This is a genomic window from Pedobacter suwonensis, assembly GCF_900111825.1.
Classification (GTDB): domain Bacteria; phylum Bacteroidota; class Bacteroidia; order Sphingobacteriales; family Sphingobacteriaceae; genus Pedobacter; species Pedobacter suwonensis.
On sequence record NZ_FOJM01000005.1, the window covers coordinates 1 to 24,811 of the forward strand.

General features: G+C 39.4%; 20 protein-coding genes and 1 tRNA gene. 5 read left to right on the forward strand and 16 right to left on the reverse strand.

Annotated elements, in window-relative coordinates:
* Positions 1–586 precede the first annotated feature (586 nt).
* From BM107_RS07410 to BM107_RS07435, 6 genes are all read right to left on the reverse strand, one after another.
* Entirely contained in the window at positions 587–1,513 is a 927-nt protein-coding gene (locus tag BM107_RS07410) for a hydroxypyruvate isomerase family protein (RefSeq protein WP_090981843.1), read from the reverse strand.
* A 20-nt stretch (positions 1,514–1,533) separates the two neighbouring features.
* Complete coding sequence (locus BM107_RS07415; RefSeq protein WP_090981845.1) at positions 1,534–2,529, reverse strand: FAD:protein FMN transferase; 996 nt, start codon at positions 2,527–2,529, stop codon at positions 1,534–1,536.
* Between the two features lie 10 nt (positions 2,530–2,539).
* Positions 2,540–3,859, reverse strand: coding sequence for a Gfo/Idh/MocA family oxidoreductase (locus BM107_RS07420; RefSeq protein WP_090981846.1), 1,320 nt, complete (start codon positions 3,857–3,859; stop codon positions 2,540–2,542).
* A gap of 36 nt (positions 3,860–3,895) precedes the next feature.
* Positions 3,896–4,861 (reverse strand): formylglycine-generating enzyme family protein, encoded by a 966-nt coding sequence (locus BM107_RS07425; protein ID WP_090981848.1) that lies wholly within the window; start codon positions 4,859–4,861, stop codon positions 3,896–3,898.
* 639 nt (positions 4,862–5,500) lie between these two features.
* On the reverse strand, positions 5,501–6,778 hold the full coding sequence (locus tag BM107_RS07430) for a type IX secretion system plug protein (protein WP_090981850.1): 1,278 nt from the start codon (positions 6,776–6,778) through the stop codon (positions 5,501–5,503).
* A gap of 361 nt (positions 6,779–7,139) precedes the next feature.
* Entirely contained in the window at positions 7,140–9,047 is a 1,908-nt protein-coding gene (locus tag BM107_RS07435) for an ABC-F family ATP-binding cassette domain-containing protein (protein WP_090982343.1), read from the reverse strand.
* 334 nt (positions 9,048–9,381) lie between these two features.
* On the opposite strand from BM107_RS07435, the gene BM107_RS07440 reads away from it, so the two are divergent.
* The 3 genes from BM107_RS07440 to BM107_RS07450 all read left to right on the forward strand — a co-directional run bounded on the left by BM107_RS07440 (position 9,382) and on the right by BM107_RS07450 (position 11,819).
* Positions 9,382–9,795 (forward strand): Rrf2 family transcriptional regulator, encoded by a 414-nt coding sequence (locus tag BM107_RS07440; protein WP_090981852.1) that lies wholly within the window; start codon positions 9,382–9,384, stop codon positions 9,793–9,795.
* 71 nt (positions 9,796–9,866) lie between these two features.
* Positions 9,867–10,517 carry an NAD(P)-dependent oxidoreductase gene (locus BM107_RS07445; RefSeq protein ID WP_090981854.1) on the forward strand — a complete coding sequence of 217 codons (651 nt, stop codon included), beginning with the start codon at positions 9,867–9,869 and terminating at the stop codon, positions 10,515–10,517.
* A gap of 273 nt (positions 10,518–10,790) precedes the next feature.
* On the forward strand, positions 10,791–11,819 hold the full coding sequence (locus BM107_RS07450; RefSeq protein ID WP_090981856.1) for a quinone-dependent dihydroorotate dehydrogenase: 1,029 nt from the start codon (positions 10,791–10,793) through the stop codon (positions 11,817–11,819).
* 327 nt (positions 11,820–12,146) lie between these two features.
* Here the strand turns inward: BM107_RS07450 and BM107_RS07455 are convergent, their stop codons facing one another.
* From BM107_RS07455 to BM107_RS07465, 3 genes are all read right to left on the reverse strand, one after another.
* Entirely contained in the window at positions 12,147–12,317 is a 171-nt protein-coding gene (locus BM107_RS07455; RefSeq protein WP_029275070.1) for a hypothetical protein, read from the reverse strand.
* Positions 12,318–12,352: 35 nt separating this feature from the next.
* Positions 12,353–12,426 (reverse strand) — tRNA-Cys (locus tag BM107_RS07460).
* 69 nt (positions 12,427–12,495) lie between these two features.
* Positions 12,496–13,242, reverse strand: coding sequence for a TrmH family RNA methyltransferase (locus BM107_RS07465; protein ID WP_090981858.1), 747 nt, complete (start codon positions 13,240–13,242; stop codon positions 12,496–12,498).
* On the opposite strand from BM107_RS07465, the gene tamL reads away from it, so the two are divergent.
* Entirely contained in the window at positions 13,227–15,656 is a 2,430-nt protein-coding gene (gene tamL, locus BM107_RS07470; RefSeq protein WP_244278758.1) for a translocation and assembly module lipoprotein TamL, read from the forward strand. The two genes, BM107_RS07465 and tamL, sit on opposite strands and share 16 nt — an antisense overlap.
* On the opposite strand, the gene BM107_RS07475 is transcribed toward tamL, so the two are convergent.
* The 7 genes from BM107_RS07475 to BM107_RS07505 form a co-directional block, all read right to left on the reverse strand.
* Complete coding sequence (locus BM107_RS07475) at positions 15,657–16,223, reverse strand: 2'-5' RNA ligase family protein (RefSeq protein WP_090981860.1); 567 nt, start codon at positions 16,221–16,223, stop codon at positions 15,657–15,659. It lies immediately after the preceding gene.
* Between the two features lie 1,104 nt (positions 16,224–17,327).
* Positions 17,328–17,858: a hypothetical protein gene (locus BM107_RS07480; protein ID WP_090981862.1), complete on the reverse strand. Its 531-nt coding sequence runs from the start codon at positions 17,856–17,858 to the stop codon at positions 17,328–17,330.
* A complete protein-coding gene (locus BM107_RS07485; protein WP_244278759.1) occupies positions 17,855–20,119 on the reverse strand; it encodes a patatin-like phospholipase family protein in 2,265 nt (754 codons plus the stop codon). The genes BM107_RS07480 and BM107_RS07485 overlap by 4 nt, the downstream gene beginning before the upstream one ends.
* An 83-nt stretch (positions 20,120–20,202) precedes the next feature.
* Entirely contained in the window at positions 20,203–20,676 is a 474-nt protein-coding gene (locus BM107_RS07490; RefSeq protein WP_090981864.1) for a TspO/MBR family protein, read from the reverse strand.
* Between the two features lie 45 nt (positions 20,677–20,721).
* Positions 20,722–22,071 carry a M28 family metallopeptidase gene (locus BM107_RS07495; protein ID WP_090981865.1) on the reverse strand — a complete coding sequence of 450 codons (1,350 nt, stop codon included), beginning with the start codon at positions 22,069–22,071 and terminating at the stop codon, positions 20,722–20,724.
* A 201-nt stretch (positions 22,072–22,272) separates the two neighbouring features.
* Positions 22,273–22,770: a hypothetical protein gene (locus tag BM107_RS07500; RefSeq protein ID WP_134203926.1), complete on the reverse strand. Its 498-nt coding sequence runs from the start codon at positions 22,768–22,770 to the stop codon at positions 22,273–22,275.
* Positions 22,771–23,022: 252 nt separating this feature from the next.
* Complete coding sequence (locus BM107_RS07505; RefSeq protein WP_090981869.1) at positions 23,023–23,643, reverse strand: peptidase M16 family protein; 621 nt, start codon at positions 23,641–23,643, stop codon at positions 23,023–23,025.
* A 475-nt stretch (positions 23,644–24,118) separates the two neighbouring features.
* Here BM107_RS07505 and BM107_RS07510 point away from each other — a divergent pair, with 475 nt between their 5' ends.
* Positions 24,119–24,784, forward strand: coding sequence for a heme exporter protein CcmB (locus BM107_RS07510; protein ID WP_090981872.1), 666 nt, complete (start codon positions 24,119–24,121; stop codon positions 24,782–24,784).
* The last annotated feature ends 27 nt before the right edge of the window (positions 24,785–24,811 follow it).

Below are 24,811 nucleotides of genomic sequence, written 5' to 3' on the forward strand. Positions count from 1 at the left end.
GTCGAAGATTGGGGAATTCATTAACATTTGTGTTGTCATCCTGAGGGATAATTTATGATATAAAAATCAATATGATTGACGTTTTTTCCTTCGCACAATTCTTGCCTCGGCTCACCGCCGCCGAAGGGCTCTTACTTTTTGGCATCAAAAAGTAACAAAAAATGCCGGCTGAAAATTTTTCTTTTAAAGCCAGTGTTATGGCTAGAACAGTGCAGTCCGAAAAATTTATTAGGCCGGTTTTAAGTAGAACGGTGATACGGTGCTATGGCCTAGCTATACGGAAATGCATGATGCCGCATTCTGCTCATTAATAGGTAATTACAAAATAACGTCAATGGTAGTGCAGCGAAGGATCTTTATAAAATAAATTGTATCATAACAGAGCTCTAAGAATGGCAAAATTGAAGCCCTTATGTTAAGGATTCTTCACTGCGTTCAGAATGACAGATTTTTTAAAAGGTTCTTAAAGAGTACCGAAAGAGATAAATCGTCATTGCGAGGAGGAACGACGAAGCAATCTTACAACGGTCGCTAGTAGCCAGCGCATTAAGATTGCTTCGTGCCTCGCAATGACGAGACGTCGATACTACAAAAAATTATCCTCAACTCTGTAAGCCGAAATAACAGCCATTTCGCCCTCTTTTCCACTTTTAGAATTACCATGCTCCATACCCATTACCCCTTTATAACCTTTGCTATGCAGGTGTTTAAACAGGGTTTTATAATTGATTTCTCCGGTTGTAGGTTCTTTCCGTCCCGGATTATCTCCAATCTGGATGTAGGCAATTTCATCCCAGCAACGGTCGATGGTTTTAATTAAATCGCCTTCCGTACGCTGCATGTGGTAGATATCATATAGAATTTTACAGGAGGGACTGTTCACCGCTTTACAAACGGCATAGGTTTCATTCGTTTTTTGCAGGAAAAGCTCTGGCGTATCGCTCAGGGTTTCCAACACCATAATCAAACCATGGGGTTCAAAAATCTCAGCACCAGCACGCATGGCATCAATTACATTGGCAAACTGATTGCCATAAGGCAGGTTGCGCTCATAAAACCCAGGCACAACGGTAAGCCATTTGGCATTACAGCGTTTGGCAGCTTCTACAGATTTTTTGCAGGTTTCCACAAATTTATCTTTAAACTCTTTTTTCCCGGTTGTTAAAGAAGTTTTCCAGTTATCGCCACCATCTACCACGAAAACGCCCATGCGCATGCCTAGTTTCGCGAGTAAATTTCCGATTTTCTCCTGTTCTTCAACAGAACGGCCCAGGTAACCGTTATCTTCAATAGAGCGGAAACCTTTATCGTACATAAACTGGATCTGATCTAAAAAGCTTTTGCCTGCATGATTTTGGAACATGCCCTGGTGCGGTGCATAATCGAGGTTGAAAGTTTTATCGCTTAATGTATCATTTGTTTTTTCAGCAGCAAAAGTATTGTTCAATCCTGCTCCTGTGGTTATTGCTCCTGCAGTTAACAGGCTATTTCTTATAAACTCACTTCTTTTCATCGGTTTAGTTTTAACAGATATTAGTGTGTAATTAATTTTTTGAGTCCTGTAGTTAGCGTATCAGCTACTGTACCATCTTTTCGGTGGTATACAAAATAAGCTTCGAGGTTTTTTCTGCTTTCTACAAATGCCATGGCATCTTTAAGGTGCATCGCCATTAAGGCATTATCATATCCATCGGCTGTAATGGCATCATTAGCATAAACGGTAACGCTGATCATTTCATTATCTAAAGGGTAGCCTGTTTGAGGATCAATCAGGTGTGAAATTTTTTTCTTTCCACTCTGGTGGAATTTCCGGTAGTTGCCAGAAGTGGTAATGGCACCAGCATTTATCGCGGCGATATGCCTGATTACCGGTGTTCCATCTTTATCCGGACCTTCAATGCCAATTTTCATGGTTTCTCCACTGGGTTTAGGTCCTGAAATGCGGATTTCACCGCCCAGTTCGGCTACATATTGCTTAATTCCTTTTTTCTCAAGATACGCAGCAATTAAATCTACACTATAACCTTGTGCAATTCCATTTAAATCGATTTGAATACAGGGTTTTGATTTAGTCAGTACCCTTTCTTTTAACTTTAGCTTCTGCATACCCACACAAGCCAATATTGATTTAATTATTGCCGGATCGGGTTCATTTTTAGCCTCTTTTGGGCCAAAACCCCAGGCTTGGACCAATGGCGCAACGGTTATATCGAAAATGCCTTTTGTATCTTGATTGATTTCGAAACTTCGTTTAAGCACGTCGTTCATGAAACGATCGGTTTTAATTGCTTTTTCGGCTGCATTAAATTGATTTATCAATGATCCCTTTTTGTAAAGCGACATCGATAAATCAATTTCGTTTAATAAGCTATCTATGCCCGCTTTAGTCGCCACACTATCAATAGCATAGTACATAATGGCATAATCGGTTCCCTGTGCAAAACCATTAATTTTATACTGCTTTAACTCTTTTTTCAGGGAGAAAGCCAATATCAATGGTAAAATAAAAAGCAAAAGCCTATAGCGCATCCATTTAGTTTTAGATCACCTTGGTTTGTCCGGGCATGGCGATAGGATAAAGGCCTTTTTCATCAGGCATTAACTTTGGATTAGCATCCCATGCAAAACGATCTGGCATTAAACTGATGTTCGAAGCTAAAGCCTCATCCCATTTGATCGTCTGGCCAGAGTAAGTAGCATAACGGCCAATAATAGACGAAAATGTGCTGGTTGCAGCATAATCTACATTACTGAATTTATATTCTCCTTTAGAAACCGCATCGAAAAGTTCATCATGTTCAGTTTGGTATGGATTGGCGTTTCCTTTGGTATTGTGGTTATACAATTCTTTGCCGCTGTAATCTTTCATAATGGCCTGGTTACTGCCTGAAAGGTAAATTTTGCCTTTTGTACCCTGAAAAGTTTCATCCACACGGTTACTGATCCCTTCGAAATGGCGACACTGGCTATTGATTACCGCACCATCGGCATAGGTTAATTCGATAGAGTGGTTATCATAAATTTCTCCATAGTCTTTTCCTGTTCTCCAGGCACGGCTACCTGTTCCCTGCACCGAAACCGGATGTCCGTTTTTAATCCAGTTGGCGATATCGATATTATGCACATGTTGCTCCACAATATGATCGCCACATAACCAATTGAAATAATACCAGTTTCTCATCTGGTATTCCATTTCGGTCTGGTTTGCTGTACGCGGACGTACCCAAACGCCACCGCTGTTCCAGTATACCTGGCCCGACATGATATCGCCAATGGCGCCATCGTTAATGCGCTTCATCGATTCGCGATAGTTGGTCTGGTAGCGGCGCTGTAAACCGACTACCACATTCAATTTTTTCTTTTTAGCTTCTTCGGCTGCGGCCAATACTTTTCTGATGCCCGGTGCATCTACAGCAACCGGTTTTTCCATGAAAATTTGTTTATTCTGCTTAACCGCTTCTTCGAAATGGATAGGGCGGAAGCCTGGAGGGGTGGTTAACAGCACCACATCGGCTAATGGAATGGCTTTTAAATAAGCATCGAAGCCTACAAACTGGCGTTCTTTCGGAACATCCATTTTTGCTGCAAATTTAGAACTTAACGATTGATAACTGCCATCTAAGCGATCCTGAAAGGCATCGGCCATGGCCACCAGTTTTAGATTAAATTTAGTGCTTAGCGCCTGGAAAGCTGCTCCGGTACCACGATCGCCACAGCCTATTAAGGCAATTTTAATGGTGTCTGATCCTGAGGCATATGCACCGGCCAGTGGAATACTGCTGATCATGGCCCCGCCGGCCAGCATGGCGGTTGCTTTTAAAAAATCGCGACGATCTTGTTGGTTGATTGGTTTTTTCATGTGTTTAGTTTTTTATTTTGGTTAGATAGTGTAGGGTTAAAAGTCTTTTATAGGTTGTTTGTTATAATAGGCATCTATTTCAGCTTTTGAAGGGGTTTTTACCGGGCGTACCAGGCGCATCCCAACAAAAGGCGCTTCAGGGAACCACCAGTTACTTTTTGGAATCTGCGGATCTAATTGTTTCCATGATGGATCAGAAGCTAATCTTGCTGTAGAGGTTAAATTGTTTGGTGTTTCGTCATAAGAACCACCGCGCACTACATTTGGATATAGTTTTTCGGGTATGGCAACCGGGTTTTCTACTGTTTTATCTTTGCTCTTACTATAAAAATCAGGAAAGTATTGGTCGTAAGTCCATTCGCTCACGTTTCCATACATATCAAATAAACCCCATGGATTTGGTTTTTTTTGGCCAACCTGGTGTGTTTTGTTATCGCTGTTATCTTTATACCAGGCATAATCACCTAACTTAGAAGCATCATCACCGAAAGAATAGTTGCCTTCCGTTCCGGCTTTACAGGCATATTCCCATTCCGCTTCTGTTGGCAAACGATAAAAAACACCTGTACGCATATAAAGCCATTTACAAAACTGGATGGCGTTATATTGTGTCATGGCTACTGCAGGCTGGTTCGCTTTACCCATGCCAAAAGTCATATCGAGATAGGGTTTTGTGGGCCTGGTAACGGCGTCTACTTCAGCCGGAATAGCGCTTGTACTGGCTTGTTTTTCATAATCGCGGTAAAGAAAAGGCTCAAAAATATCCCAGGTTACTTCATGTTTCCCCATCCAGAAGGCATCGAGTTTAACCTCATGAACGGGTTGCTCATCTGGTTTTCCTGTTTTACTGCCCATTTTAAATTTGCCTGCCGGTATAGCCTGCATATCGAATTTTAATTTGGTTCCATTGATGGATTGTGTGTACGATTCGTTGGTGGTTTGTGCTAAAATCTGCGCGCAAGGATAGATGATTAATGCTACGGCAATTAACTTTTTAAACATAATTATTGGTTAGATATGCTTGATCTGCTAGTGTTTATCTGGTGACTTTCTGAAACACTAAAGTAAATAACCACATTTAAAACAAAGAAATTTTATGTAACAATAAAGGTAGGTATAGTTATTTAAAGGTCAATTTGACAATTAAAACCAATGTCAATTCTGAGGGAATTTTTTATAAAAATCAATGACAGGAGAATTTAAATGAATAGTATCGTCCTTTCGACTGAAGCTAACCGATTTTTCATCGGTAGCGTAATGGAGAAATCTTTTAAATCTGATTCAATAATCTGGTTTAAAAGATCTCTCCACTTCGCGTCGCTCCGGTCGAGATGACGATTATTCTATTAGAATCTGTCAATGGTAACTTGCTTCTAGATCTATTTGGTTATAATTTTTAAGTTGATCTTAACTGCACTTATTTAAAGCGTATTGGCGAAAGGGCTTTTACCATATAAGGAATATAAGGTCATTTAGCTCCTTCTTAGCTGGAAAGAAACTGAAATAAATTGAGGGTGACGACCGCTTTAAATTTAAAGCAAATTTAAGCTGCCAAAAAGTAATATAATTACCGGAGCCATGCTTATAATTATTTATCCATTTGATATATTATCATGATAGAGCGATCTTGCAATGGTACTGCTACCTTCTGTCTGAAACTTTATTGCTTAAATTGGTAAAACCGACCAGTGTATCCCAGCGTGCGCCCGGGCGTCGGTAATAAACAAAAATCTGATAACTGTTTTCGGTCTGGAAGAATGCGCCCTCAAAAGGTTTGGTTTCCAGTGTTTTGGTGTCATTGTTATACCAGGCAAATTCATAATCGTAAAGGCCTTGTTTAAGGATCACGTTGCCATAAAACTGTTTCCTGTTTGCATCATAAAGCAGTTTGTTTTCATTGCTCATGGTATAATTGTTAAACCGGCCAACTACATAAGCATCGCCATTAGGGCCAGGTGCAGGCGCATTCAGCGTAAATAAAACACTCATATACTCTGATTCTGTTTTATCATCGCGCCCGTCGGTATTGCGGATAAAAAAGTTTCCGTTTTCATCAAACTGGTTGGCAAAAGCACCTACTGTTCGGGGTGCATCCTGAAAAAGTATCACATTCACGGATGAGTTATCGCGGTAAATATCTTTTACGTTATCTGCTTTGTAGCGTAAACTTCTGGTATCAAACTTTCTAAACTCATTATCACCCCAAAAATCGTTGGTATTAAGGTCGTTATAAGCCAGTTGGTTTGGTCTCACGAATGCTGGTTTCGTATTAACCTGAATGGTATTGGTATTAAAATTCTGCATCGCTACCGCTTTTACATCCTGATAAGGATTAGGAATGGGGAAGGTATGATTAATGGTAAAATTGATTTTTTGTTTGTAGTTCCGGTTCTCCACCTGCATGGAATTGGTTATATCTGCTGCAACCGCCACCTGATTATCGAGGATGTAAAACCGCTGTGAAATAACCGGTTTGTTTTTATCACCATCTAAATAAACTTTTAACACATAATTTCCACCAATTTTAGGCTGAATTTGGGTATTCGGTAAGCTGATTTCGTAATGGGTATATTTTCTTACCGTGTTGGATGAATAGCGGTAATTGATGATACGGTCGTCGTTGAAACTTTCTAAATAATCGATGCTTGAGATTTTGGAAGTTTCCCATTCTGCCGTACAATGCTCAATGGTATACCAGTAGTTTTGGGTGCCGGCAAGTAGATCATCAAAGGAAAAAGTTATCGTTTCTGACGAATTTAGCATAATAACAGGCAAACTCTGCTCTTTATTGCTGTTATAGCAAAGTACAGTTTTAATATTGGGGAGATAGATTTTGTTCTCGTTGGTAAACGTTTTGTCGTTTTGCGCAAAGGCGGATATAGAGATGAAAAATAAAACCGTAAATACTATTTTCTGCATGGCTAAAAGTAAAGTTTTATTGGGAAGGGACAAAATTGGGTTAGCGTTTGGTTGCCACGGAAACACTGATTAACACGGAAGTTTTTTGATGCGTCGGTAGAGGGATTTTATCGTGGTGTCAGATATTACTATCTGACACAAGCTTATTTTCAGTCTGCACATAAATTCTATTTCTAAGAATTTACTTAAGGTCAGATGGTAACATCTGACTGCACATTAATAGGTTGCAGATGCTTCGTGCCTCAGCATGACAGAAAAAACGCTCTCCGTGGTTTTGTGCTTCCGTGGCAAAAAATAAAAAAGAAAGCCGTCCCGATTTTACATCAGAACGGCGTATATCTAAATAAATCTGTGTTTAAAACTAACCTTCCAGCTCCATAATCTCAGCAGCCAGTGTTTCCCATTTAGTTTGGCTGTTATCTAAATCTTGTTTAGTGGCCAGATAACGTTTGTTGGCTTCAGCCAGTTTTTCGGCATTGCCATAAACATTTTCATCAGCCAGTTCTGCTTCAATACTTTTTACGTTTTGCTCCAGTTCGGTAATCAGTTTTTCTGTTTTTTGCAGTTCGTCATTCAGTTTTTTTAACTGGTTGGCCGTGTTGGGTGTAACCGGTTTTGGCTGTTCTTTTTTTTTCTCCGGCATTTTAACCGGAATAGGTTTAGCTGCGGGAATTACCCTTTTGCTGTTCCATTCTTCGTATTCGGCATAAGTACCTGGATATTGTTTAATTTTTCCGTTTTCGATAAACCAGATTTTATTGGCTACATTATCTAAGAAATACCGATCGTGGGATACGGTAATGAAAGTACCTTCAAATTGTTGTAAGGCCTGGATCAGGATATTTACCGATTGGATATCCAGGTGGTTGGTCGGCTCATCCAGAATCAGGAAATTTGAATCTGTTGTTAATGATTTAGCCAGGGCCACACGTGATTTTTCTCCTCCGGAAAGCACTTTGATCTTTTTGAAAACGTCATCACCGGTAAATAGGAAACACCCTAAAATACTCCGCAATTCGGTATCAGTATGTTTGGGTGCAAATGCCTGTAACTCTTCCAAAATGGAGTTCTCCAGATGAAGCGACTCCAGCTGGTGCTGTGCGAAGAAAGTGGTGGTTACATTATGACCGGTTTCGCAGATGCCTTCAAATTTTTCGGTTCCTGCAATCATTCTCAATAAAGTAGATTTACCTTTTCCGTTTGCACCGATCAGGGCAATTTTATCACCTTTTTCGATTACTCCTTCTGCGTCATCTAAAATATGAACATTTGGATAACTTTTATGGGCATGCTCTATCCGTACCACATGTCTGCCCGATGGTTTGGAGAATTTGAAAGCAAAATTTACAGTTGGGTTGTCATCATCCACATCATCAATACGCTCCATCCTGTCTAAAGCTTTCATCCTCGACTGGGCCATTTTAGCTTTGCTCGCCTTGGCTTTAAAGCGTTCAATTAAACGTTCTTCCTGTTTAATTTTGGCCTGCTGGTTCTTAAATTCGCCCTTTTGGATTTCGCCACGCAGGGCTTTTTCTTCCACATAGAAGCTGTAGTTACCGGCATAAACGGTTAATTTACCTTTGCGCGATTCGACAGTACGGTTTACAATCTTATCCAGGAAATATCTATCGTGCGATACAATTACAATGGCACCTTCAAAACTCATTAAATAGTTTTCCAGCCACTTAATGGAAGGTAAGTCCATGTGGTTGGTCGGCTCATCCAGTAATAGGATATCTGGTGTTTGCAACAAGATTTTCGCGAGCATTACCCGCATCCGCCATCCCCCAGAAAAAGTATTTAGCGGTCTTAGCTGATCTGCCGGACTAAAACCTAAACCAGCCAGAATTTCGTTTGCCCTATATTCGATGTTATAACCGTCTAAAGCTTCAAACTCCTGCTGTTTATCACTTAATTTAAATAAAACCTCTTCGCTGTAATCTGTTTCGATTTTTTTTAGCAGTTCTTCAATTTCATCATGCAACTGGTTCTGGCGCTCAAAAGCTTCCATGGCCACGTGCAAAATGCTATGGTGCGATTCGTAAGAAAGTAAATCCTGGTTTAAGTAGCCAATTTTCAGGTCTTTAGACATGGAAACCGTACCCGAACTTGGTGCGTACTCGCCTACAATTATTTTTAAAAGTGTTGATTTTCCTGTTCCATTGGCACCAATTAAACCAGCTCTGTCGCCAGGTTTGATGTGCCAGTTTGCGTCATCGTATAAGGCCCTTGAGCCAATCAGGAAAGTTAAATTATTTATTGAAATCATTTCGGCTGCAAAAGTACGAATTTTAAAGGCTTTTTTCAGGTAGAAAGTCAAATAGGGAAAACTGTTATTGTGATCAATATTAGTGACAGAAGAATCCTAGCGAAATGATCAGCCGCGAAAAGTCGTCATTTCGACCGCAGTGGAGAAATTTTTCTGCATAGTTCAAAGATTTCTCTCCCGAACGTTCGGGACTGCGCTACAGTCGAAAGGACGGAGATTTTTAAAATCAGTCAACGGTAGGGAAGTGAAGAGGCAGTTGTTGTGGAATTGAAAAATAAATTTTGATTTCTATAAATCCTTTCTACCTTTGTACTGTAATAAAAATAATTACAGAATGAGCACCAGCAGGTTTCCGATTGCCTTACACATTTTAACCTTATTAAATGAGGCGAAAGGTAATGTGGTGAGTTCAGCATACCTGGCCGGAAGTATCAATGTCAATCCTGTTCTGATACGCAAGGAAATCATGAATTTACGTAAACATGGTTTCGTGGAGAGTAAAGAAGGTAAGGGGGGAGGCTCGTTTCTGGCTAAAAATGCCAAAGATATTAATCTGGGCGAAGTTTATCAGTCGGTTAGAAGTGGCAATATGTTGTTGGGGCAGCATAAAAATGAACCGAATCCTAAATGTCCGGTCGGCAGGCAGATTAACCAACATTTAGATACGCTGTACAGCGCTGCAGAGCATGCGCTGATCGCAAATTTATCGAAACAGACATTGGCAGATTTTGCGGCCAGGTTTGAATAATTTTTTTTGCATATAACTGTAATAAAAAACATTACAATTTGTAATAATACATAAACTAAAAATTAAATAACATGAAAGTAGCATTAATAGGCGCCTCCGGATTTGTAGGCAAAGCGATTTTAAACGAACTGGTAAGTCGTGGAAATGAAGTGATTGCCATTGCCCGCGATACCGCAAAAATTGAAAGTAACAATGAAAAAGTAAGTAAGACCGCAGTCGATGTTTTGGATACTGAAAAGTTAGCAGCAGTTTTAGCTGGTGCAGATGCCGTAGTAAGTGCTTTTAACGCGGGCTGGACCAACCCAAATTTATACAACGATACTTTAGCAGGTGCTAATGCCATTCAGGCGGCAGTTAAATTATCAGGTGTTAAACGTTATATTTTTATAGGTGGGGCAGGTACCTTGCAGATCGATGGTCACCAGATTGTAGACGGACCGGATTTTCCTGCCGAAATCAAGCCAGGCGCAACCGCAGTAAGGGATTATTTTAACACGCTGAAACAGGAGAAAGAACTGGATTGGTTATTTTTTAGTCCGGCAATTGAGATGCATCCAGGCATTACTACTGGCCGTACCGGGAAATATCGTTTAGGTAAAACCAGTCCGGTTTTTAATGAAGAAGGCCGTTCAATTTTATCCGTAGAAGATTTGGCGATTGTAATTGCTGATGAGCTGGAAAATAACGCGCACCACCAGGAGCAGTTTACGGCAGCATACTAAGTAGTTCATTAGTCATTAGTTCATTGGTCATTGGTTGATGCACAAGTTCGCTAGGAATGATGGTTAACTGGTTAATGGTTTGATCGTTCATGGTTGATTGCCCAATGTTATTGATAAGTGCTCGTATTTATGTTATAGTCAATAACGCGCTGGGTTATAGCTATTGGCTATCAAACCATCAACTATGAACTATTGCCGGGACTAATGAACGAATGGCTATTGAACCAATTAACCTTTTTTCCATATTTACCTATAAGTTCTTATCTTCGTGGCATGTATCGCCTTATTAAACCAATATTCTTCAAATTTGACCCTGAAAACGTACATTATTTTGTAGTCAAACGGTTAAAATGGTTTAATGATAATTTTCCGCTGGGCAAAACCATTATCCGTAGCAGTTTTGATGTACATATCAAAGGTCTGGAACGGGAAGTTTTTGGCATAAAATTTAGAAATCCTGTTGGTTTGGCTGCCGGATTTGATAAAAATGGCGAATACGTAGAGCCACTTAGTAATCTGGGCTTTGGATTTATCGAAGTAGGTACGGTAACACCAATGCCACAGCCTGGAAACGATAAACCCCGGATGTTCCGCCTGCCTAATGATGAAGCCTTAATTAACCGGATGGGCTTTAACAATAAGGGGGTTGATGTAATGGCAGAACGTTTGCGTCTGCTAAAAGATAAACACCCTGATATTGTTGTGGGTGGAAATATCGGTAAAAATAAGGCAACTCCAAATGAAGATGCGGTAAGCGATTACATTAAATGTTTCGACCGTCTGTTTGATGTGGTAGATTATTTTGTGGTGAATGTAAGTTCGCCTAATACGCCAGGCTTACGCGAACTACAGGAAAAAGAGCCCCTTAAGAAAATTCTGAATACCTTACAGGAGCGCAACCGAAAAAATGATATTTCTCGTCCGATTTTATTAAAAATTGCACCTGACTTAACTGACGCGCAATTAGATGATATCATCGAAATTGTCGCAGAGACTAAAATAGCAGGTATTATTGCCACCAATACCACCATCAGTAGGGAGAACCTGGCTACGGAGCAGCATTTAAAAGCCGAAACAGGGGGATTGAGTGGGAAACCAGTTAAAGAACGCTCTACTGAGGTGATCCGCTATCTTTCAGAAAAATCGAATAAAGCTTTCCCGATCATTGGGGTAGGTGGTATACACTCGGCCGAGGATGCACGGGAGAAACTGGATGCAGGCGCCAGTCTGATTCAGTTGTATACCGGTTTTATTTACGAAGGACCGGGGTTGATCAAAAGTATCTGTAAAGCGCTGGTTTAGTCGCAATTCGGCTTTGTCTCTCCTCACAGGGTCGTCATTGCGAGAAGGCTTTTTCAGCCGACGAAGCAATCTTTAAAGTAATATTTTCCGGTATAAGATTGCTTCGTCGTTTCTCCTCGCAATGACGAATAGATTGTAACCAGTAAATGGTAGCGCGTTAAAGAATTTATTTAATGTGATATTCCATTTTATAGCCACCCTTCCGGTAATATGTCCTGATTAAGCTTTGTCAGTCTGAGCCTGTCGAAGACCATTAGCAGCCGTAAACAAAAAAAGCATCCTTTGATCAGAAGGATGCTTTAAATTTTTTAGAAGAATTTCTAAAAACTATTTTGCCAAAGCAGCTAAAACAGCGTTGTTTTTAGCTAATTGATCGTTTTTAGGTTGTGCAGAGCGGCTTCCTAACTCAATGTTAGTTGCTCTTTTTAAAAATGCTACCTCTTGGTGAGCTGTATTTTTATTTCTTCTGTCTTTTCTTTTTAATCTGGTAACTGCCATGGTAATAACCTTTTTAATTATTTTATTTGTACAAATGGAGGTCGAGAGCGGATTCGAACCGCTGTAGAAGGTTTTGCAGACCTCTGCCTAGCCACTCGGCCACTCGACCTTAAATTCAAGGCTGCAAAAATAGCAATTATTAGTTAGCGCGCAAACATTATTTTAATAATTATCTAATTTAATTGCGAACTCGCACTAATTCAGCACAAAAGATTGCTGCACTTACTGCTACGTTTAATGATTCGGCTGCTCCAACTCTTGGAATTGTGACCGGCTTATTTATTTTTTTGATCACCTCTGCCGATATGCCCTTTCCTTCATTACCTAAAATTACCAGTCCTTCCGTTCCCCATTGCGTTTTGTAGATCGATTCGCCATCTAACAGCGCACCGAATACAGGGATGGTATTGTTCTCCAATAATGCCGGTAAATCTGCTTCATGGATATTTATCCTGGCCAAAGAGCCCATGGTGGCCTGTACCGTTTTCGGATTGAATACCTCTACACAGTCAGGAGAACAGATGATATTTTTAAAGCCAAACCAATCTGCCGTACGGATAATAGTGCCCATATTGCCCGGATCCTGAATGCCATCTAATACCAAAGTAAACTGATTTTCTAGCTCTTTTAGTGCCAATTCTTTATTTTTAGGAATGTGAACAAGCGCTAAAAAGCCCTGTGGTGTTTGCAGCGTACTAATCTTCTCTAATTCGGCGTTCTTTACTTCAAATAAGTTTATATTTGCAGGCAATTTGGGTAACAAATGATATTGCTCGCTGTTATAAAATATAGTGTGGATCTGGTAGCTTGATTGAAAAAATTCTTGTATGGATTTTATACCTTCAACAATAAACAAACCATGTTCTTTACGATATTTTTTTTGATGTAACGATTTTATAAAACTAATCTGTGATTTTGAAAGCATACCAAAACTCAATAAATATTAAACTGAAAAGCACTGCAATATTACTATTTATTATTGTTTTAATTCAGGCCTGCTCATCAACTAAGTATATTGCAGACTATCAGTCGATAGTGAAAAAGGTAACTATCGATAGTGTGGATGCTAAATTTGAAGAACAGGCTTACAATTATGTGCAGAAAGATATCAGACCGGCTTCTAAGCTAAGTATCCAGGTACCATTATACAACCTGTTTAATACTAAAGATGGCCGGTATAAAACGAGCGATATCAAACCCTTTGGTACGCCACCCGCCATTCTGGATAGTACGCTGGTCGAGATTTCGAGAACACAGATACAGAAGTTTTTAAAAAGCAAAGGCTACCGCCGGGCCGATGTAAAGGCAGCGATAAAGGTTGCAGATAAAAAAGCCGAAATTGTGTTCACGGCAAAACCAGGACCTGCTTATTTTTTAGATAAAATTTCCGATTCGATACCCAATGCGAACATTAAAAACCTTTACGAATCGAATAAAGCGAAAATAAGCCATCTGCACACCGGGATGCAGTACGATGAAGATTCTTTAACGTATGAAAGGGAACAGATTTACCGCATCATGAAAGAAAACGGTTATTTCTATTTCTTAAGACCATATGTTAATTTTGATGTTTATGGTGCCGAACCTACTTCAAAAACCAATAAAATTGACCTGAACCTGAATGTAACCAACCCTAACAACGGCGAACATAGGCAGTTCAATATTGGATATACGCATATGATTATTGCGCCTAACCCGGATGGCTTCCCGGATTCGGTACGTTATAAGCTCAATAAAGACACCATTAACGGTATCATTTTTACCGATTTTTCTAAGCGCTACCGCAGAAACCCTATTGTAAGGTATGATTTTTTGAAACAGGGCGATCTTTATGATATCCGAAATGAAAACCTTACTTACGATCGGTTGTATGAACTCAATATTTTTAAAAATGTAAAGATTGATTATTACCGTAGAGATAGTACTTCAAACAAAATAAATACGGTAATTCAGCTTATTCCACAAAAGGTGATGAGTAACCGCGTGGAAGGGGAGGTGCCTTTTAATGGCGGTACGGTAGGTTTTACCATTGGAAATACGTATACCAATAACAATATTTTCAGAGGGGCCGAACGATTTGAACTTCAGGTAAAAGGTGGTTTGCAATCAAGGATTGGCAACGGTGCCAAACCCTTTAGCGATATTTATCAGCGTGATTTTTCAATCAGTTCGAGTATCACCGTACCACGGTTGATGATTCCTTTCTATAATCCGGTTTTAGGAGGGAACGGCATGCCGCACACTACTTTTGCATCAAGCTACATTTATGCGCTGCAGAAAGATGTATCGGTTAGAAGGATCTTTATCAATTCAATTACTTACGATTGGTTTGAAACCAAATCTAAATTACATTCGTTTACGCCTTTAAATTTCGAATACCGTTTTGGCTATTTAGACCCTAATGTTGATCAGCAAACCGTATTGAACAACCTTTATTATTCCACCTTATTAGGCCGTAAAGATTTAACACTGGGCATGAAATATACCTATACCCTAAATGCAAATAAATTAAATGAATACCGGTCTTTTGTTTATTTACGGGCCGGAATGGACATCGCAGGAAATATGTTGCAGGGAATATCCGGATTGATCGGGAAAAAAGGTGATCCTGCAAACAACAATCCAGCAAGAATACTGGGCCTGCCATTTAACCAATACATGCGTCCTGAAGTTGATTTAAGGTGGTATAAACATTTAGGCGGTGATCGGCAGTTTATTGCGCGTTTAAATGCAGGCGTAGCTTATGCTTATGGAAATTCAGTATTAACCGGTATACCTTTTGAGAAGCAGTTTTTTGCTGGTGGATCAAGCGGGATAAGAGCCTGGCAGGCGAGAACCATCGGGCCCGGTAACTATGATAGAGGTCTTTTACGGAGTGATACGCTAAGGAGGGCATTTTTTGGACTCGACCAACTCGGAACCATGCGGATTGAAACCAATTTTGAATACCGTTTTACCGTTGCGAAGAAGTTTCTAGGTGCGACTTTAAAAGGTGCTGCATTTGTTGATATCGGTAATGTATGGAACCTGAGGAAGGGCGAGTCAATTCTTGTTGCCAATCCTTCACTTGACGAGCAAACCATATTTAGATTGAGTAAATTGGCGCAACAGTTAGCCGTTGGTACAGGTGTAGGGCTGAGATATGATGTGCAATATTTTGTTTTCAGGTTTGATGTGGGATTAAAACTTAAAGATCCCCAGTTCGCAGGTTCGGATCAATGGGTCATCGGCAAGTTTTTATCCGGAGCAAGGGATTTTAAAAATACTTATAACGCCACGCATGGGCCTGATACCTATCGTTTTATACAATACAATTTTGGTATCGGAATGCCGTTTTAATTAATCAAAAAGCGTTAAAGTTTTAGGTTTTGTATCGGGATCTTTAAAAGGCAATTCTTTAAAGGGTTGCCATCTTTTATCCACGTGCTTATAAACAGAAAAAGATGAAACCTCAAATTCCCGTTTAAATTTGCGGTCTTTAAATTCCGCGCAGATCTGTTTGAAAACGGGTTTTATGTCCCTGAATGCCAAAGTTAAATGTGGATTGAATTTTTCTTTTTTCCCGATCAGTTTTAAAGGTTGTAAGGTTTTGGTTATCTGTTTTTCCAGCAACATCAATCCTTCGTTTTGTTCAACATCTAGGTAAAAGGTATGTTCGGGGAAGGAGTTAAAATTTCGGAGTACCTGTGTAAATGGCTGATTAAAGGAGGCATCTGTCAGCGCTTTGAAAAAACGCTCTTCTGCATCATATCCTGAAAGTTTTACCGGAGGATATAAAGTAATGTGTGGCGGACGCTTTAATGATTCACGCACATTAAATTTATCTGCAATGTAGGTCCTAATCTCGTCGATATCTTCTGCAATAGAAACAGGAGGAACTAGGCATATCAAAAAAAGATTTTCCATAAAGCAAATTTACTAAAAATTTTAGTAAAAATTGGATGGTTTTATGAAATGTTTATTGGCGCTTAAAATAACCAATTCCGTGGTCTGTGTCCTCACAGATTACTTAAGTTTTTAGCCGCGGAAACACGGATTGGCACGGAGAAATTCGATAGCATAACAAACTCAAGTTTAATAAACCAGACCGACAGCGTTACCCCGATTTTATTGGAATTTAATTATAGAACATTTATCGGGGTTAAGCAAAGGGCGGGGCTAGCGAAAACGAAGTGTCACAGGTATTGCTGTTCTATAAAAGATGGAGATTGTATTAGACCTTTTGTAATAAGCAATGAAGTTAATCGTTAAAAGCGATTTGCTATTTTCACACTCGTTGGAAACGAGCGTGAGCATGAATTTTTATTACTACCATGGTTCTTGTCTTCACGAACCATCTTATTTTGAAATAACTGACCTTGATTTACAACCTAATTGAATGCCCAACTTTTTTACTAGCTAATTGCTGCTTTTTGTGTCAGATGGTAACATCAGACACCACGAATATTGCTTTTGTGTCAGTTGGAACAATCTGACGCCACAAATGATTTTTGCCACGGAAACACGGATTAGCACGGAGAAATTTTTATATCAATGGTTTGGTCCCATTCCATGGTTTGTGTCTGCACAAACCCTTTTTATTTCGTTAACTGACCCGTGTTAACTAAACCCGACCGGCAGCGTTACCCCGGTTTAAGCGGAATTTAATTTATCCAAGATTTACCGGGGTTAAGCAAAGGGCGGGGCTAGCGGAACCGAAGCACCATAGGTACTGCTTTTCTAAAAAAAATAGAAACTTTCGTAATAAACAATAATGTTAATCGTTAAAAGCGATTTGCTATTTTCACACTCGTTAAAAGGAGCATGAGCATGAGTTTGTGATGATTATAACTGTTTTTGTGTCAGTTGGTAACAACTGACACCACAAATAAAAACTAAAGTCTAATGCTGTGGTCTGTATGCTCACAGATCACTATTCAATAGATTTTTACCGGAAGGTAATCTCTTTTTGAGCTTGTGATGGTTATAGCTGTTTTTGCGCCAGATGGAAACATCAGCCACCACAGATCGTCAGACCAGATTCTTCAAGCCGTCAAAAATACTTTCGAAAAAAGTAGAAAGATTTAATCCGTTACTATGGTTGAAATATACAAATACCAGGAGCACGATTATCACAAATATGATAAGTTTACGGAAGGCGAAAGCGATGATAATCAGTGCGATAGGGATGATGAATAACCATAAACTGTTGATGGTGTAAGGACTTAAATCGGTATCTTTTTTATAAACATACACGAGTTTGCTATGTGTACCGGCGTCGTTTTGGTGTTTGATATAAACAAAAGTAGATTTATCGATCGGTAAAGGCAGCACCGCTATGCCATCATTAAATTTTAATACCTGGGTAAAGCCACTTACACTAAAGGTATAGGTTCCGTTAATGCTCTCGTTGGGGTTGTTCAAAGAATCGGCTGCTATGATGGCCAGTTTACTGTTTTTTAGCAAATTCTCTTTTACCAGGAAATTATTGATTGATGCGTTTTGTGCAAAGCCGAAAAGGCCGTTTATACACAGCAAAAACAAGAGTACGATTCGTTTCATTCGATAGAACGTTTATTGTAAATTAAATAACCGATATGCAATAATACGCCATTTCTTTTAATAGCATCATTATATAAATTATAACTTAGGCTAACCGGGCCCAGAGGTGAATGATAAACCAGACCAGCGGTACCTGCATAACGTAATTTTGTAATGGCCTTTGCATAACTGATGTCCTGGAAATTATTCAGCTCAAATTCTTTATGCGGTAAAAATAAATAACCCTCTAATCTAAAATCAAGGTTTTTTTTAACATTATAAATGTTTTTTATTCCGCCAGCGGCATAGGTGGTCGCCCTAAATTTATCCAGGAACAGCGAGCGGCTATCTTGCAGTGGGTAAAAGGCCGGAGCGGTTAAAAGCGTTGCGTAATAGTTGCTAAATAAGGGCTGATTCGAAATTACACCTTCAACAATGTAACCCAGCGTATATTTGTTGAGGTGTAAAAAATAGTTCTCCTGCGTAAGCTTAATACTGGCCCAATGGCGTAGCTGGCTACTGCCCGGGATTTTCACAAAACCAGGGGTATTCCGGAAAATGTTACCGGGATTATAATTTTCGCGACCGGTGGTGTAATTAAAACTTAACGAAAAGCTTTGGCCATTGGTGGCGTATTGTTTTCTGTTCAGCGAATTCTTTTCCAGGTTTAACGAGCCCCTGAAGCCATTAAATATAGTTTGATCTAAGAAATCGCCTACTGCAAAGGTATTATTTGGACTGTACCGGTCATTATTGTTGATAAAGTTAGCATGGAGCACAATTTTGGTGTTGTAATTTAATGGCATTCCCATCATCAGATCGATCTTCCGGTCTGACTGTTCGATATAAATGGGGCGTGGGTTTTCAATAAAAATCTGACTGGTATTATAAAAATTCCAGTGGTTATAGGTTAGCTCTGCGGCAAGAAACAGGGGGAGCCTGGTTGGATAATCTACCCGTCCATTCACTTGTACTGATTCGTAAAAACGACCGGAGTAAAAGCTGGTTCCGAAAGTGTAGGATTTGCGGTTGAGGTAATTGTATTGCGCACCTAAAAAAACATTACTGATGGGCCTGGTTGAAATATTGCCACCCAACTCGAGCTTAAAACTCTTTTTGGGCTGTGCCACTACTTCAAAGGTATAGCTGTCTGTTGCAGCCTGATAAGAAATTTTGGGATATACCGTTTCAAAAGTTTGGTCGGCAACAAGTTTGTAATACCCACGTTTAACATCTTGCAGGTTAAAAGTAGTTTTATCGCTTTTGAAAAGCCTTTCTACATATCTTTTTTGCTGGTTGTTTACACCGGTTACGATGATACTACTGAATCTGAGATCTGGTTTTTTCGAATTGAATTTTTCCCTTTTCTGCGCCAGTTCTTCATCGCTCACCCTTCTGCTGATCAAAGCTTTAATCCTTGGCATATCAGCCATGGTGGCATCATATCCTTTTTTGATCAGCTCTGCTACCGGAGCGAAGTTGGTTACGCTGTAAGTGGCTAAATCTGGCTGGATATATACACCGTTTTTACCGATCATGGTAGAGTCTGATTTAGATAAGAACATGTATACCAGAAAGCGGTTCATTAAACGATCGTCGATGTTTTTAGGATATTCGTTATAGGTTTTGGAAGAAACATTGGCCCCAATCATATAATCGGGCTTAAAATCTCTTTCCATTACGTCTGCCGGGAAATTATTGTAAAGGCCACCGTCAAAAACATACTTGCCATCTAATTTAATTGGCCTGTAGATAATGGGTACCGTCATGGTGGCCCTTACGGCTTCAGCCAAACTTCCTTTACTTACCGTGATGCTTTTTTGCGAAAGCACATCGGCAACCATACAGCGATAGGGAACAAACAGGTTGTCGAAATTATCTTTGGAAACGGCTGAGGCCTGTGAAAAAAGCTCCAGAAAAGCAAAATTCAAGGGAATATCATTAATCAGATTGGAACGGAAGCTAAAATGAAAACCCGTATCAATAGCCACTTTTGCGGTAAGCATGGAGGCATTGGGTGTATTTTTCTGGAAATAATACGTATAATCACTTGTGTAACGTCCGTTTACCCAGTTCTGAAAGTCGTTACTCAGGGCTATTTCCTCAATCTGTTTTGGACTATAGCCAGCCGCATACATGGCGCCAACGATCCCGCCCATAGAGGTGCCGGTAATGTAATCGATTGGAATGTGGTTTTCTTCAAGGGCCTTTAGCGTACCAATGTGCGACAATCCTTTAGCACCACCGCCACTAAATACGAGACCTACTTTTTGCGCCTGCAATTGGCTACAACACAGAACGAACAGGATCAGCAAATATCTTTTAAAAGTTACCACCCCTAAAAATAAGTGTTTTTCTTTTAAAATCAGTTCAATATGAAAATGTTATAAGTTAAAAATGTAGCAAAACTTACCCACATGATGTATGGGATAAAAAGTATTCCGGCCCATTTATTGATTTTATAAAAAGTGATGGCATTAATAACGATCACAAGCAACAGTAAAATGATTTCTGCCAGCGCAAAACCTATTTCATGCAGATAAAAGAAAATGAACGACCAGGCGAGATTCAAAATCAGCTGGATGAGGTAAATGGCTACAGTACGAGGGAAATGAACAATTTTATCGCGTCTTACCCAAACGAGATAGGCCGCAATACCTATTAAGATATAAAGGCTGGTCCAAACCGGTGCAAAAAGCCAATCTGGCGGATTAAACGATGGTTTATTTAATGTTGGGTACCAGGTTTTGACCGATTGAGCAGTAGCCCATCCGCCTAAGGCGCCAACACCCAGTGTAATGGCAATGTTAATAATAAAGGCCAGCGGTTTGAATTTCATGTGATAAATTTGAGTTTAAATACGGATAAAACCAAAATATTTTAATTATCTGCCTATACCGGGTACTACGGGTAAACTCTCATTACCATCATTTCCAACACTCTGAACGGCGAATAAATAATTGTCTTTACTGTAGGGCAATCTTAATTCAGTAGCGGAAGTGAAAAATTTCTTTTCCCAGACAGCGCTACTGGTTTCGCGCATTAATACATAATAGCCTTTCACCGTACCAATAAGGGGGGCTTTCCAATATAAAAGGGTAGAGTTGCTCAGGTTTTTAACGTCAACCTTTACTTCGGTTGGGCTTGAAGGGGCTTTGGCCAGATTGGCTAAAACAGCAATATTTACACCTGTGTTTTTGCGTAAATATTCAAAATCCATAAATTCCTGCAGATCGCCATACCGCACACCATTTTCTGTTCTCAGGTCTTGATGCTGGTGATCGAAGTTTTCGTTCATTTCGGTGATGCGTACGGCTGTAAAACCATTTTCTACGAATGGGGTATGGTCTCCGCCACGTAGAAACCGGTCGTTTCTGTAAATTAATTTAACTTCTAACTGATCTACATAACGCTCGCCTATTTCTTTAACATAACGTGCCAACTGACGGCTTTTACCATCGTTCTCCAAGCCAAACTGGCGGATACTTTTGGCATTTTTATCCAGATCGAAACTGGGTAAACCCTCGCTAAATACACGCAGCCTTGTATTATCAATAATTTGTGTTTCGCTGCTATTGTTACTGCCAATCATATCATTGTTCAGCATGGCATCTAAGCTCCAGTTTTCTTTTTTAGCTTTCGATGCCATAAAACCAGAACCCAGTAGAGATTGTTCTTCTCCGCTTACGGCTACAAATATGATGGTTGCCGGAAATTTATACTGACTCATAATCCTGGCGGCCTCTATTACGCCTGCTACTCCGCTGCCATCATCGTTAGCGCCCGGCGCATCACTGGTTCTGTTCATCACATCCGTAACACGGCTATCCAGGTGTCCGCTTACTACATAAACCCGTTTATCATTGGCATCCGTGCCTTTTAATATCGCTACGGCATTGCCTAAAAGTGTAGGCTGATCTACTCTTTTACCGTCAGGTTTGAGGGTAATGGTATCCAGGTACGCAGTAAGCCTGCCATCACTTTGCTTTGCAAACTGGTTAAATTTACTCAGCACCCAATTTCTTGCGGCTCCAATTCCTTTTGTTTTACTTTTAATGTCGCTAAGCGTATTTCTGGTTCCGAAAGAAACCATTTTACTGATATAAGATTTTAGCGAATCGGGATTTACAGCCTTGACCATTTTATCGATATCCTGATTTCGGTTAACCACAACCTGGGCCTGTAGCGATAAACTAATGGCAATAAAAGTAAGTAGGATATAGGCTCTTTTCATTTGAGGAGGCTTTTTTGGAAACTAATGATTTTATTTATAACGAAGATATTAAATGATTGCCGGAATGTGAATGGCTAAAAATTAAAGGCATGTAACAATTCGGCGTAAAAAAGCCCTTTGAAAATGATTCAAAGGGCGTTAACTTATACAAAGTAATGATTTTTCGTCTGAGATATACTATAATATTGTAGATCAGTAATATCAATTATATTCTTTTTTGTCGTATTGAATAACAATTGTGTCCAGATTTAAATACCCTTCTGGATCTGTAGTTATGTTGCCAATTATTTTGGGGATGGCATAAACATCGATCATTTTTGAGTTATTATCTGATGATAAAACGATAACAACTACTTTCACCTGCACACCCTTATAACCTTTAGAAACTATCTCGGAATAATCCAGTTTAGCGATCTTCGTTTTGTCAAGAAATACAGCATCGATAAGAGGATTATTGATATTTACATCCGAATTAATTTTTCCAGCTATTTTTTTTAGCGCCACTGCTAGGGTAAAACTATAAACCGCTGTTGAGTCTTTAAGTTTATTGAATGCGATACAGTTATCAATTATTTTACTAAAACTGGAAATATCTGCTTTACGTTCCTGGGCATTTAATGAACCGACCCCAAGGAATATCGCCAAAAAAAATGTAAGTATTGATTGTGCAGCGGTTTTCCTTTTTGGTTGACGATACATTGCGTACTGTTCAGATTTACAACTTGGTTTTATCATTAATGGCATCACTCCTAAGCAAATGGACAGCAGAATTGCTTAGGCTAATTCTCATCATTTTATGCTTGGATTAACGAAGGATACAAAATACATTATATGTGCAAGTTAGTTAATTAAACCATCAAAAAATAAAGCTTTTTATTTTTAAAAAAGTAGCATTTGGACCTGAAAAAGGCCCTTTGAAACGAATCAAATGGCCTTGACTTAATTTCAATATTACTTTGTAACAGCTGATGTTAGTTCGTGTGTCCGGCTCCAATTGCCAAAAGCTTTTTTTGCTGAAGCTTTAGCTGTATTTAAATCAATATCGCCTGCAATGGTCAGAAATGTTTTTTCAGGAGAAATCTGGTTATAAAAGTTTTTAACATCGGCCAGTGTTAAGGCGTTGATCGAATTTTCATTTACCGTTTGATCATAATCATGATCTTGTTGCTTGATGCTGGCCATCAATTTAGTTTTTGCCACTTCAAAGGTAAGTTGATCAAAGCTAGCGTTTTGAATTACCGAAGCCATCTGTATCAGGTCTTTCTCCAGGTCAGTATTTAACGTAGCCAGCTTACCACTGTTGTCTTTAAAACTGATGTTCGGGCTTTTACTTTCATTTTCATTTAGCACGGCATTTAATAGCTCAACTATACCATCTTTTTTAGTGTCAAATGCTTTGATATCCAAGGTGAAACTGGAATAAGCCTTCGGCGATTTATTATTTTCTGAAATAATAATGTTCATGCCATTCTTAAGTTTGTAACCCACCGGCTCTTTAAAAGTCTGTGCTTCGACTGTAAAAACGGAAAGGACAGCAACAGTAGAAAGTACAATTGTTTTGATTTTGTTCATTTTGTTTTTTTATTGATAATAAGGATAATCGTCAGTAGATCTTTTGGCATGACAAATCATTGATTTTTCAATGAATTGAGCATAAATGGTGAGATTTACAAGAACTGGCCTATATACGTTGCTACATCCGCAATGGATTTTGGCAAACGGATATTTTATTCATTTCGTTCATTATGCTGTTCTGAATTATTTGCGCGCACTAATTATATTATTTCAGACAGCGACCTTTAAGGTTCATAGTTAGCAAAAAGTTGATTCGCCTTTAGAAACTGGTTGACAAAGACGAAATATCAAGAGGACGGGAGGAGTCGGGCTACTATAGCGCGTACTGTGCATCCCTGTTATTGGATAATGGAATATTAACAATAGGTTGTTTTTCCAAAGGCAGGAGGATTGCCTGGTTCATTCAAACAAAATTACAACAATACAACAATTTAGGCGCGCAATATTTATCAATAAAAGTATCTTTGCGGCTATGCAATTGGCCAAAGAGGTTAAATATTTAATTCACAAGGAAGTATTGTTAGAGTGGCGCTCCAAATATACCATTAACGGTGTATTGCTTTATGTGGTCTCTACCATTTTTACATGTTACCTCTCTTTTGTTAGCCTTGGCGATAAATTAACCTGGAACGCACTCTTTTGGATCATTATGCTTTTTGCCTCGATTAATGGCGTATCGAAAAGTTTTTTACAGGAAACCAAAGGTCAGCAGTTATATAGTTATGTATTGGCCAGTCCGGCTGCAGTGTTAATATCCAAAACGGTGTACAATACAATACTGATGTTGGTGCTTACTACTATTGCTTTAGGTTTTTACACTTTGGTTTTTGATTCTTTTACGCCGCCCGATTTATTGATGTATTATGTAGCTGTATTATTGGGTAGTATCAGTTTTTCTACTGTATTTACCATGGTTTCGGCCATAGCGAGCAAAGCGGGTAATGGTGGGATGCTGATGGCTATTTTAAGCTTTCCGATCATTATCCCGGTATTGATTCTGCTAATTAAACTGGCTAAAAATGCGGTTGATGGTCTGCCATGGGAGAATAGTTACGATGAAATAACGATGTTGCTGGTGGTAAATGTACTTGTGGTGGCAACCTCTTTACTGTTATTTCCTTACCTTTGGAGGGATTAATATGGAAGATGGGAAATGGAAGATGGA

Excerpts from the sequence above, each read along its gene's own strand:
- BM107_RS07410 (WP_090981843.1), bottom strand. The coding sequence starts at position 1,513 with ATGAAAAGAAGTGAGTTTATAAGAAATAGCCTGTTAACTGCAGGAGCA.
- BM107_RS07415 (WP_090981845.1), bottom strand. The coding sequence starts at position 2,529 with ATGCGCTATAGGCTTTTGCTTTTTATTTTACCATTGATATTGGCTTTC.
- BM107_RS07420 (WP_090981846.1), bottom strand. The coding sequence starts at position 3,859 with ATGAAAAAACCAATCAACCAACAAGATCGTCGCGATTTTTTAAAAGCA.
- BM107_RS07425 (WP_090981848.1), bottom strand. The coding sequence starts at position 4,861 with ATGTTTAAAAAGTTAATTGCCGTAGCATTAATCATCTATCCTTGCGCG.
- BM107_RS07430 (WP_090981850.1), bottom strand. The coding sequence starts at position 6,778 with ATGCAGAAAATAGTATTTACGGTTTTATTTTTCATCTCTATATCCGCC.
- BM107_RS07435 (WP_090982343.1), bottom strand. The coding sequence starts at position 9,047 with ATGATTTCAATAAATAATTTAACTTTCCTGATTGGCTCAAGGGCCTTA.
- BM107_RS07440 (WP_090981852.1), top strand. The coding sequence starts at position 9,382 with ATGAGCACCAGCAGGTTTCCGATTGCCTTACACATTTTAACCTTATTA.
- BM107_RS07445 (WP_090981854.1), top strand. The coding sequence starts at position 9,867 with ATGAAAGTAGCATTAATAGGCGCCTCCGGATTTGTAGGCAAAGCGATT.
- BM107_RS07450 (WP_090981856.1), top strand. The coding sequence starts at position 10,791 with ATGTATCGCCTTATTAAACCAATATTCTTCAAATTTGACCCTGAAAAC.
- BM107_RS07455 (WP_029275070.1), bottom strand. The coding sequence starts at position 12,317 with ATGGCAGTTACCAGATTAAAAAGAAAAGACAGAAGAAATAAAAATACA.
- BM107_RS07465 (WP_090981858.1), bottom strand. The coding sequence starts at position 13,242 with ATGCTTTCAAAATCACAGATTAGTTTTATAAAATCGTTACATCAAAAA.
- BM107_RS07475 (WP_090981860.1), bottom strand. The coding sequence starts at position 16,223 with ATGGAAAATCTTTTTTTGATATGCCTAGTTCCTCCTGTTTCTATTGCA.
- BM107_RS07480 (WP_090981862.1), bottom strand. The coding sequence starts at position 17,858 with ATGAAACGAATCGTACTCTTGTTTTTGCTGTGTATAAACGGCCTTTTC.
- BM107_RS07490 (WP_090981864.1), bottom strand. The coding sequence starts at position 20,676 with ATGAAATTCAAACCGCTGGCCTTTATTATTAACATTGCCATTACACTG.
- BM107_RS07495 (WP_090981865.1), bottom strand. The coding sequence starts at position 22,071 with ATGAAAAGAGCCTATATCCTACTTACTTTTATTGCCATTAGTTTATCG.
- BM107_RS07500 (WP_134203926.1), bottom strand. The coding sequence starts at position 22,770 with ATGTATCGTCAACCAAAAAGGAAAACCGCTGCACAATCAATACTTACA.
- BM107_RS07505 (WP_090981869.1), bottom strand. The coding sequence starts at position 23,643 with ATGAACAAAATCAAAACAATTGTACTTTCTACTGTTGCTGTCCTTTCC.
- BM107_RS07510 (WP_090981872.1), top strand. The coding sequence starts at position 24,119 with ATGCAATTGGCCAAAGAGGTTAAATATTTAATTCACAAGGAAGTATTG.